The organism is Bacillus sp. JJ1773, from assembly GCF_036962035.1.
Taxonomy (GTDB): domain Bacteria; phylum Bacillota; class Bacilli; order Bacillales; family Cytobacillaceae; genus Cytobacillus.
Map to the genome: position 1 here is coordinate 856 of NZ_JBALNX010000050.1, position 718 is coordinate 1,573.

At 27.6% G+C, this 718-nt stretch carries 1 protein-coding gene; it reads left to right on the forward strand.

The window, feature by feature from the left end:
* The coding region (locus V7127_RS15235) for a hypothetical protein (protein WP_335487319.1) at window positions 1-718 on the forward strand (718 nt) is incomplete at both ends.

Sequence of the window (718 nt, forward strand, 5' to 3'; positions counted from 1 at the left end):
TAATGATATTTCACTATTGCATATCGATGATCAAAAATTTGTATTGCAATTCTTAGACGATAAAAAAGTTGCAGTTGATTTTAAGAAATTATTTAAAGAGGATTATGATAACTTTTTAGCTTTAAAGTCCCCGGATAGTTTAATAGATAAGGACATCAATTATTATTTTAAGAAAGATGATTTTGATTTATCCGTTCTTAATAATAAATTAATTAAATTTCCATGTGTAGGATTCAAGTTTGGTGATTATATAGAATTATTCTTTGATTATGGTAACGTTAGTTATATTGGTGATTACAAAATAAAAGAATTTTTTATCGAAGAAGTGAGTGTTAAAGTAGGGTTTCCTTCTGAAAGTTTTCAACTAGTCTTCAAACAATTAGAAGATGATAAATATTTGGGTGATTGGGAGATGAATGAGACAATAAAATTATCGGGTGTTGATAATTCAAATTACAAAAGTGTGGTTCAACAAGCTTTATTTTACATAGGGTATTGTAATCCTTCGGTACATACTAACGAATATCCTAGAATTCGTGCATTTAGTGGGAAATATTATAATATCTCAGGCTACGAATTTGATGAACGAGAGCATATGCAATTAACTTTTAAACACGAAATAGAAAAAGGGGTATTCAATAAGATTAAGTTTCCAGAAGTAATTAGTTTTTATAATGCTGCAATAAGTATTAGGGATGAGGAAGTTTCATTTTTATAT